Genomic DNA, 8572 nt, shown 5'->3' with positions numbered 1-8572 from the left:
GGTTGATAGGCCAGGTGTGGAAGACCGGTAACGGTTGGAGCTGACTGGTACTAATAGGCCGAGGGCTTGTCCTCAGTTGCTCGCGTCCACTGTGTAGGTTCTGAAGTAACGACTGTGTGTGTTCCGGTTGGTTAACTTCATAGAGTTTCGGTGGTCATAGCGTTAGGGAAACGCCCGGTAACATTCCGAACCCGGAAGCTAAGCCTTTCAGCGCCGATGGTACTGCATGGGGGACCGTGTGGGAGAGTAGGACGCCGCCGAACAAATTTTAGCCTCAGGCCCCGAGTTGATACTCGGGGCCTGAGGCATTTTTGCGTTTAGGGTGACCCCATGCGCTATGACCTCGTCATCTTCGACAACGACGGCGTGCTCGTCGACAGCGAGCCGATCGCCAACCGGATCCTCGCCACGTACCTCTCCGAGCTGGGCCACCCCACCAGCTTCGACGACTCCCTGCGCGATTACATGGGCGCCGCGGTCCACCATGTGCACGACGTCGTGCTCGAGCGCACCGGACAGCAGCTGCCCGTCGACTTCGACGACACCCTGCACGCGCGCACCTTTGCCGCCTTCGAGCAGGAACTCCAGCCGATAAAGGGTGCCCTCGAAGTCCTGGAGCTGCTCGTCGCCGAAGGCGTGTCCTACTGCGTCGCATCCTCCGGAACCCATGAGCGCATTCGCGTCGCACACCGGCGCACCGGACTCGACGAGTGGTTCGAAGACGAATGGATCTTCAGCTCCGCGGACGTCGGCAGGGGAAAGCCGGCACCCGACCTCTTCCTCCACGCTGCCCGCTCCATGGGCGTCGAACCGAGCCGGTGTGTCGTGATCGAAGACAGCCCCCGAGGCGTCGAAGCCGCGAAAGCCGCCGGAATGGACGTCTACGCGCTTACCTCCATGACCCCCGGCGACAAGCTCGCCGGCGCCACCGGGCTCTTCGGGGACATGGGGGAACTCCCGCGGCTCCTCGCGTAATCCACGCCACGCCCCGCCCGTCGGCCCCCGGGCGTTCACCCACCGCTTGATCCGGCTCCAGGGCGGACGGCTACCGTGACGGGCATGAGCGGCCGCGCACAGCTGATGTGGGACGAGGCAGTAACCGGATACGACTTCGGCCCCGGGCACCCGATGGACCCGGTGCGCCTCGCGCTGACCATGCGCCTGATCGAAGCGTACGAGCTCGACCGGGCCGTCCACGTGGCGGCGGCCAGGCCCGCCGGAGACTCCACACTGCGACTGGTGCACCGGCAGGACTACGTCGAAGCGGTACGGCGGGCATCGGCGGACCCGGCATCCGCGGACGGCTCGTACGGGCTCGGCACAGCCGACGTCCCCGCCTTTACGGGCATGCACGAGGCCGCCGCGCTGATCGCGGGCCAGTCCGTGGGCGCGGCCGAGGCGGTCTGGCGCGGCGAGACGCTGCACGCGGTGAACTTCACGGGCGGGCTGCACCACGCCATGCCCGGCGGCGCCTCCGGGTTCTGCGTCTACAACGACGCCGCCCTGGCCGTGGCCCGGCTCCTGGAGCTGGGGGCCGAACGGGTGGTGTATGTGGACGTCGACGTCCACCACGGCGACGGGGTGCAGGCGGCCTTCTGGGAGGACCCGAGGGTCCTCACGATCTCGCTCCACGAACACCCCCGGACCCTCTTCCCGCAGACCGGGTGGCCCCAGGAGACCGGCGCCGCGCGTGCGGAAGGCGGTGCCGTGAACGTGGCGCTGCCTGCGGGGACCGGGGACGCCGGGTGGCTGCGCGCCTTCCACGGCGTCGTCCCCGAGCTCCTGGCCGCCTTCCGGCCGCAGGTCCTGGTGACCCAGCACGGAGCCGACACACACTTCGAGGACCCGCTGGCACACCTGGCCGTATCGCTCGACGCCCAGCGGGCGGTGGCGGAGGCGTGCCACGCGCTGGCCCACGAACACGCGGACGGCCGCTGGGTCGCCCTCGGCGGCGGAGGCTACGCCGTCGTGGACGTCGTGCCGCGCTCCTGGACCCACCTGGTGGCGGTCGCCGCCGGCCGGCCCGTCCCGCCGGAGACCGCGGTGCCGGAAGGCTGGCGGGCGGAAGTGTTCCGCCGCACCCGCCAGTTGGGGCCGCTGCGGATGACCGACGGGCGAACCCCGCAGTGGCAGGACTTCACCGATTCGGGGTACGACCCGGCCGACCGCTTGGACCAGGCGATCCTCGCGACGCGGCGCGCGGTCTTCCCCGCCCACGGGCTCCTGCCCTGACGCGTCCCCCGCACCCGCAGTTGGCCGGCCGGTTAGGCCGGGCGTGGGACACCGGGGGTGATTTCCCGCGCGCCGGGCGGCGGTCCGGCAGCATCGTGGGTGTGTTGAGCCCTCGCACCTTGCGTGCACATCTGCTTGCCGCCCGGCTGGCCGGGACCGTGGCCACGACCAGGGAACGCAGTCTCAGCCGATATCGCATGTTCGTGGCCCGGGACCCCCGGGCGCTGATCGGCCTGGAGCCCGAACACGACTGGCGCATGGGGGATTTGTTACGCCTGATGGGCCGGCAGTGTGGGGTTTCGGACGATCCCCGACATGCTTCGGGGCAGGATGTGATCGACCCCGATCGTACGATCGTGGCACTCGATGCCTTCGCCGACCGGCTCGCGGCCGTGGCAGCGGCAGGCGCCCCGGTGCTGATCGGCACCGGCCACCCCCACCGACTCCTGGGCTTCTACGCCGGGTTGGCCGCAGGTCTCTCGGCGGCCGGATGCACTGTCCTCACCCCTGCGCAGGGTCGAAGTGTCGACATAACGACCCGGTTCGGAGTACGTACTTACCGCCTTGACTACGTTCAGGGAGTCGCGATGGTGCGCGAACCCGGCGCACGGGGGTCTCGAAGTGAGCCGGGCGCACATACGCATTCCCCGCTGCCGCTTCGGGTGGCGCTGGCCGCCGTGACGGACGCCGGAGGGCCGTTGCCGGCCTTGGTCATCGGGGACCATGGCTGGGTCTGCGGGGCAGGTCAGCTGGGCATTGAGGCCATCGGGCCGGCCGATACGGACGACCCCGCGCCGTTCGTCGGCGAGGCCGAGGGCCGGGTGTCCGTCGTCGTTCCGCTTGATGACACTGTGCGGTCTGATTACTACCGACCGCTTACTCGCTATGTACTCAATCGAGCGTGTCTGTCACAGTAGGCGGCCGATGGCTGCTCCTCTTCCCCACTCGCATCACCCGCCCCTAATCTGGGGAGTGAGCGCGCAGCGACGAGGAGTCACCGGAGGGGAAGCCGGTGCGCGTCATGTGCGGAAGGTTCAGGTGTGTCATGGCTGCTGGCGAAAGGCCTCTCAACGAGGTCGTGTTCCTGACCGTGGCGGAAGTCGCCGCGGTGATGCGAGTGTCCAAGATGACCGTGTACCGCCTGGTACACAGTGGTCATCTGCCGGCGATCCGGGTGGGAAGGTCGTTCCGGGTCCCAGAGCAAGCGGTGCACGAATACCTCCGAGAGTCCTACGTGGGGGTGGAAACAGCCTGACGGGGGCCTCGGATTACGCTGTTCGCCCGGTGCCGGGTAGGCTGGCCCGATGTAGGTCGTGTGGGCTCGGACGCCCCGCACCGAGTGAATCGATGTAAGCGAGGGTAGTCGTGGGCTCTGTTATCAAGAAGCGGCGTAAGCGGATGGCCAAGAAGAAGCACCGCAAGCTGCTCAAGCGCACGCGCGTTCAGCGTCGCAACAAGAAGTAAGCAGCGTCGCTGTGATCGTCCCGCAGCCCTCCCACCGCTCAGCGGTGGGAGGGCTGCGGTGCGTCCGGGGCCGGATGGCCTCACGGGGGTCGCGTTGAGTGACCTTCTCGCTACGGCTTGAAATGTAGCTCCCCGCATCGGCCGCTCATCACAGCGCGACAACGACCCGCTACGGTGGCGGCCACACCACTCGCGGGCGCGTCCCGAGCCGCCCCGGTGGTCCGCGCAAGCCGAGCAGGGGTGGGAAGGAAGGCGCTGATCTTGGGCAAGGTCGTGCTCGTCACCGGAGTCGCACGGCAGCTGGGGGGCCGGTTCGTCCGCCGCATCCAGCGCGAGCCCGACGTGGACCGGGTCATCGGGGTGGACGCGGTGCCGCCCGAGCACCATCTCGGCGGGGCCGATTTCCTGCGGGCGGACATCCGCCATCCCGCGATCGCCAGGGTGCTGGCCGAGCACGGTGTCGACACGGTCGTCCACATGGACGTCAACGGCACCCCCCTGGGCAAGCGGGGCAGCCGGGCCACGGTCAAGGAGACCAACGTCATCGGCACGATGAGCCTGCTCGGCGCCTGCCAGAAGACCCCGTCCGTGCGGCGGCTCGTGGTCAAGTCGAGCACCAATGTGTACGGCTCCGCGCCCCGCGACCCCGCGATCTTCACCGAGACCACCCCGCCCAAGTCGCTGCCCAGCGGTGGGTTCGCCAAGGACGTCGTCGAGGTCGAGGGCTACGTCCGGGGCTTCGCCCGCCGCCGACCCGACGTGGCCGTGTGCGTGCTGCGCTTCGCCAACATCCTCGGGCCCCGCGCCGACTCGCCGCTCGCGGAGTACTTCGCGCTGCCCGTCCTGCCGACCGTCCTCGGCTTCGATCCCCGGCTGCAGTTCGTCCACGAGGACGATGTGATCGAGGTGCTGCGGATCGGCGCCGGGGAGCCCCGCAGAGGCACCCTCAACAGCGGCACCTTCAACATCGCCGGTGACGGCGTGCTGCTGCTGTCCCAGGCCGCACGGCGCCTCGGGCGGCCCACCCTGCCGTTCTTCCTGCCGACCGTCACCTGGGTCGGCTCCGCGCTGCGCTCGGTCGGCGTGACGGACTTCTCGCCCGAGCAGATCCGGCTGCTCACCCACGGGCGTGTCGTCCGCACCACCCAGATGCGCGAGACTCTGGGCTTCGAGCCCGGCTACACCACCGCGGGAGCCTTCGCGGACTACGCGCGCAGCCAGGGGCCCGGGCTGCTGCCGCCCGAGGTCCTGGCCCGTACCGTCGACCGGATCGCCGCGGCACTGCCTGCCGGCCGTGGCCAGAACTGAGGAGCGCACTCACCATGGCGGACGCGAAGGTCATCCCGTTCGGCGAGGAACCGCGGGCCAAGCGACGGGGTAAGCGCGTGGGCCGGGCCCGTACGGACAGGACGCCGTCGACGCTCGCCCCCGTCCCCCCGCAGCGGGACGAGGAGCCGGCCGCCGCCGCGGACGGTGCCGCCGGGCCGACGGCGGCGGACGGGCGGGGCGGGGACGACGGCTGGGAGCGCAAGCTCGCCCACGGCCTGAGTTTTCTGCGGCGGCGGGTCACCGGCGAGTACGAGGTCGACGACTTCGGCTTCGACGAGGAGCTCACCGACCAGGTGCTGATGTCCGCACTCCGCCCCCTGTACGAGAAATACTTCCGGGTCGAGGTGAAGGGCCTGGAGAACATCCCCGACAAGGGCGCGGCGCTGGTGGTCGCCAACCACTCCGGCACCCTGCCGGTCGACGGCCTGATGCTCCAGGTCGCGCTGCACGACCACCACCCGGCCGGGCGCCACATCCGGATGCTCGCCGCGGACCTGGTCTTCGTGCTGCCGGGGGTCAACGAGATCTCCCGCAAGCTCGGGCACACCCTCGCCTGCGCGGAGGACGCGCAGAAGCTGCTGGAGCGCGGTGAGGTGGTCGGGGTGATGCCGGAGGGGTTCAAGGGGATCGGGAAGCCGTTCTCCGAGCGGTACAAGCTCCAGCGCTTCGGCCGGGGCGGTTTCGTCTCCACGGCACTGCGTGCCGGGGCGCCGATCGTGCCGTGCTCGATCGTGGGCGCCGAGGAGATCTTCCCGATGGTCGGCAACGCCAGGACGCTGGCGCGGCTGCTGGGGATCCCCTACTTCCCGCTGACGCCCACGTTCCCGTGGCTGGGGCCGCTGGGGATGGTGCCGCTGCCGACGAAGTGGACGATCCAGTTCGGCGAGCCGATCCCCACGGACGGCTATCCGCCGGAGGCGGCGGACGACCCGATGCTGATGTTCAACCTGACCGATCAGGTGCGAGAAACGATTCAGCACACGCTGTACAAGTTGCTGGTGCAGCGGCGGTCGGTGTTTTTCTGAGCGGAGTGCGCTCGCGTCGGGTGCGGCCGGTGTCGAAACACCGGCCGCACCCGGCCGCGCGACTGTTTTTCCTGCTCGGCTACTTGTCCTCGTCGCCGCGGATGCCGAGGCCCGGGAGGATGTCCGGGAGGAGCGGCGGGATGGTGATGTCCGGCTGCTTGGACGGCTTGCCGTCCTTGCCGCGGTGGAGCGGGCCGCCGGCCGGGGCGGAGCTGCCGGGGCTGGGCCTGGACGGGATCAGCCCGGTGTCCTCCAGGAGGCCCTTGCGCTCGTCGTGGCCGCCGGGCGCCGAGGAGTGGTGCTGACGGCTCCCGGGGTGCTTGCCGTCGGCGGCCGAGGAGGACGCCGAGGGCGGGGGCGCGGGGTGGCCCGTACGGCTCTTGGTGCCGTGCGAGGACGTGCCGGGGCCGGGAGCGGCACCGTGCTTGTCCGGGACGGGCAGCAGGGACCTGAGCGGTCCGACCTCATCGTCTATGGCGGCGAGGACCGAGGTGACCTCGGCGCCCACGTCGGCCAGCTGGACGGGCAGCTTCTCGCGCAGCTGACTCCAGCCCTCGCGGTGCGAGGAGGTGAAGGAGGAGAGGCGCTGGATCGGGCCGAGGGAGCCGTCGCGCTGGTAGACCGAGTGCAGCAGCCGGTGGCCTTCGGAGACGTCGTGGCGCATGCCGGACAGCGTCTTGCGGATCTCGCTCAGGGACTCGTGGTCGAGATCGCCGGACCGGCCGCGTTCCATCAGGCGCCGGGTCTCGTGCAGCCGGGTGGACGCCCGGTCGAGGAGGAGGCCGCCGCGGTCGGCGTCGTCGTCGGCCATGCCGAGCTTGAGATCCTCTATCCCGCGCTTCAGCCCGTACAGCGAATCGCCGGGCAGGGCGTTGGAACTCGCCGCGGCGACACCGCCGAAGGCCCCGGCCGCCACCCCGACCGTGAGCCCGCCGGCCGCGAGGCCCTTGGACCACCGGGAGCGCGGCTTGAGCCGGCTGAGGGCGCTCGCACGGTGGGCTCCCTTGCCGGCGGACCTGCCGGCCCGGGGCTCGGGAAGTGCGGCGGAGCCCCCGGCGAACTGGGTCTCCATGGCGGCGATCAACTGCGCCCGCTGCACGGTTTTGGTCTCGGGGTCGAGCTCGGGCGCGGGCATGCCGCCGAGCTCGCCGACCAGGGCCAGCAGCTTGCCTTGCTCGGCGTCGTCCACCGATGGGCCGGGCTGTGTGGCCGCCGTGCCCTGGAGTGTTGTGTCCTCCAGCGCCTGGGCGAAGGCGTTTGCCCGCCGGTGCGCCGAAACGTTCGCGATCACAGGCGGCACCTCCTCTCGTCATGACGGTCGACTCCCCTGAAGACCTGGAGGGTTGCACGCCTTGAGAGCATCCACTCGAACGAGTGAGTGGCTGCGGGCATGGCGCGACCGCAGGGAGTCTGCATCCCCCACAACGACTGGCGCGGCGGCCGGGTTACGCGCCCGTAGAGATGTGACCGCTGGTGAGTGAACGAGCGCACAGAGTTAGCGTGCGTCGTCCGGAAGGAGGCGGGCCAGAGTGCGGACGGCGCGGTACTGGAGGGTCTTGATCGCTCCCTCGTTCTTGCCCATGACGCGGGCGGTCTCGGCGACGGAGAGGCCCTGGAGGAAGCGGAGGGTGACGCACTCCTGCTGCTGCGGATTGAGCTTGCGCACCGCTTCCAGGAGGGCGGCGTTGGAGAGGGACTCCAGGACGGAGTCCTCGGGGCTGCGCTCGACCTCATTGGCGTCGAGCATTTCGCCGGTGGTCACTTCGAGCCGGAATCTTGACGACTTGAAGTGGTCGGCGACCAGGTTGCGGGCGATGGTCACGAGCCAGGCGCCGAAATCGCGCCCCTGCCAGGTGAAGGTGCCGATCCGGCGCAGGGCGCGCAGGAACGTCTCGCTCGTGAGGTCCTCGGCCGTGGCCCGGCCGCCCACGCGGTAGTAGATGTAGCGGTAGACCGTGTCGGCGTACTGGTCGTACAGGCGGCCGAACGCGTCGGCCTCGCCGGCCTGGGCGCGCTCGACCAGATCCAGCATGCGGGCGCTGTCGCTGTCGGCGCTCGGGCGGCGGGTCGTAGTGGACGTACCGGCGCCGGCGCCGCGGCGGGCGCGTCTGCCGACCGCCGCGCTGCCCTCGGCGAGGGCGTAGCAGGGGCCGGCGGGGACGGGTGTGGCGAAGGCAGGGACGGCGTACGCGGTGGGGACGAAGCCGCGCAGACGGTCGAGGACCGTTGCGCGCAGCGTAGCCAGGCCCGAGGCGTCAACCCCGACGTGTGGGTACACGGGACTCCCAGAGGCAGAGCTTCCATCACGTGCAGTACGGGACCGTTCACTCGTCGTAGGGACAAGAGGGGTACCGGTTTGCGTCTGAGGAGAATAACGCTTCGTACAGGCGGCACTACACCGAGTTGCTCAAATCACCGTTTCCGTTCGATCTCTTACCGCTTGGCGATCGATCAAATATCGAACTATGAGCGGGAGTTGACCGTATTTGGCGAAGGTGTGGCCGAATGGGCAGCGTGTTGTG

Annotated in this window: 9 protein-coding genes and 1 rRNA gene; 8 read left to right on the top strand and 2 right to left on the bottom strand. The window is 69.8% G+C overall.

The genetic code is table 11. The annotated features are described in order from the left end of the window. The first annotated feature begins 146 nt into the window (after nucleotides 1-146). From rrf to ABZ951_RS09720, 8 genes are all read left to right on the top strand, one after another. Nucleotides 147-263, top strand: a 5S ribosomal RNA gene (rrf, locus tag ABZ951_RS09755). A gap of 67 nt (nucleotides 264-330) precedes the next feature. Then, nucleotides 331-975 (top strand): HAD family hydrolase, encoded by a 645-nt coding sequence (locus ABZ951_RS09750; protein ID WP_344087094.1) that lies wholly within the window; start codon nucleotides 331-333, stop codon nucleotides 973-975. A gap of 84 nt (nucleotides 976-1059) precedes the next feature. After that, nucleotides 1060-2232 (top strand): acetoin utilization protein AcuC, encoded by a 1173-nt coding sequence (locus tag ABZ951_RS09745; RefSeq protein ID WP_344087096.1) that lies wholly within the window; start codon nucleotides 1060-1062, stop codon nucleotides 2230-2232. 101 nt (nucleotides 2233-2333) lie between these two features. Next, nucleotides 2334-3149 (top strand): phosphatase, encoded by an 816-nt coding sequence (locus tag ABZ951_RS09740; RefSeq protein ID WP_344087100.1) that lies wholly within the window; start codon nucleotides 2334-2336, stop codon nucleotides 3147-3149. Between the two features lie 128 nt (nucleotides 3150-3277). Continuing rightward, the gene (locus tag ABZ951_RS09735; protein ID WP_067299677.1) at nucleotides 3278-3487 is read left to right on the top strand and encodes a helix-turn-helix domain-containing protein; all 210 of its coding nucleotides are present in this window, start codon (nucleotides 3278-3280) and stop codon (nucleotides 3485-3487) included. Nucleotides 3488-3597: 110 nt separating this feature from the next. Next, entirely contained in the window at nucleotides 3598-3696 is a 99-nt protein-coding gene (locus tag ABZ951_RS09730; RefSeq protein ID WP_003948845.1) for an AURKAIP1/COX24 domain-containing protein, read from the top strand. A gap of 261 nt (nucleotides 3697-3957) precedes the next feature. After that, nucleotides 3958-5004, top strand: coding sequence for an NAD-dependent epimerase/dehydratase family protein (locus ABZ951_RS09725; RefSeq protein WP_344087107.1), 1047 nt, complete (start codon nucleotides 3958-3960; stop codon nucleotides 5002-5004). Between the two features lie 14 nt (nucleotides 5005-5018). Continuing rightward, the gene (locus ABZ951_RS09720; RefSeq protein ID WP_344087109.1) at nucleotides 5019-6050 is read left to right on the top strand and encodes a lysophospholipid acyltransferase family protein; all 1032 of its coding nucleotides are present in this window, start codon (nucleotides 5019-5021) and stop codon (nucleotides 6048-6050) included. A 79-nt stretch (nucleotides 6051-6129) separates the two neighbouring features. On the opposite strand, the gene ABZ951_RS09715 is transcribed toward ABZ951_RS09720, so the two are convergent. Both ABZ951_RS09715 and ABZ951_RS09710 read right to left on the bottom strand, forming a co-directional pair. Beyond that, on the bottom strand, nucleotides 6130-7341 hold the full coding sequence (locus ABZ951_RS09715) for a DUF5667 domain-containing protein (protein WP_344087111.1): 1212 nt from the start codon (nucleotides 7339-7341) through the stop codon (nucleotides 6130-6132). 204 nt (nucleotides 7342-7545) lie between these two features. Beyond that, a complete protein-coding gene (locus ABZ951_RS09710; protein ID WP_344087113.1) occupies nucleotides 7546-8328 on the bottom strand; it encodes an ECF subfamily RNA polymerase sigma factor, BldN family in 783 nt (260 codons plus the stop codon). Between the last annotated feature and the right edge of the window lie 244 nt (nucleotides 8329-8572).

It is taken from the genome of Streptomyces sp. NPDC046215 (assembly GCF_040646215.1).
In the GTDB taxonomy this organism is placed as follows: Bacteria; Actinomycetota; Actinomycetes; order Streptomycetales; family Streptomycetaceae; genus Streptomyces; species Streptomyces stramineus.
The sequence above is the reverse complement of the archived record's forward strand: the minus strand, read 5'-3'. Positions and strand labels throughout refer to the sequence as shown.

Bases quoted from the DNA above. Each gene is read 5' to 3' on its own strand.
- ABZ951_RS09750 (WP_344087094.1), top strand. From the start codon at position 331: ATGCGCTATGACCTCGTCATCTTCGACAACGACGGCGTGCTCGTCGAC.
- ABZ951_RS09745 (WP_344087096.1), top strand. From the start codon at position 1,060: ATGAGCGGCCGCGCACAGCTGATGTGGGACGAGGCAGTAACCGGATAC.
- ABZ951_RS09735 (WP_067299677.1), top strand. From the start codon at position 3,278: ATGGCTGCTGGCGAAAGGCCTCTCAACGAGGTCGTGTTCCTGACCGTG.
- ABZ951_RS09720 (WP_344087109.1), top strand. From the start codon at position 5,019: ATGGCGGACGCGAAGGTCATCCCGTTCGGCGAGGAACCGCGGGCCAAG.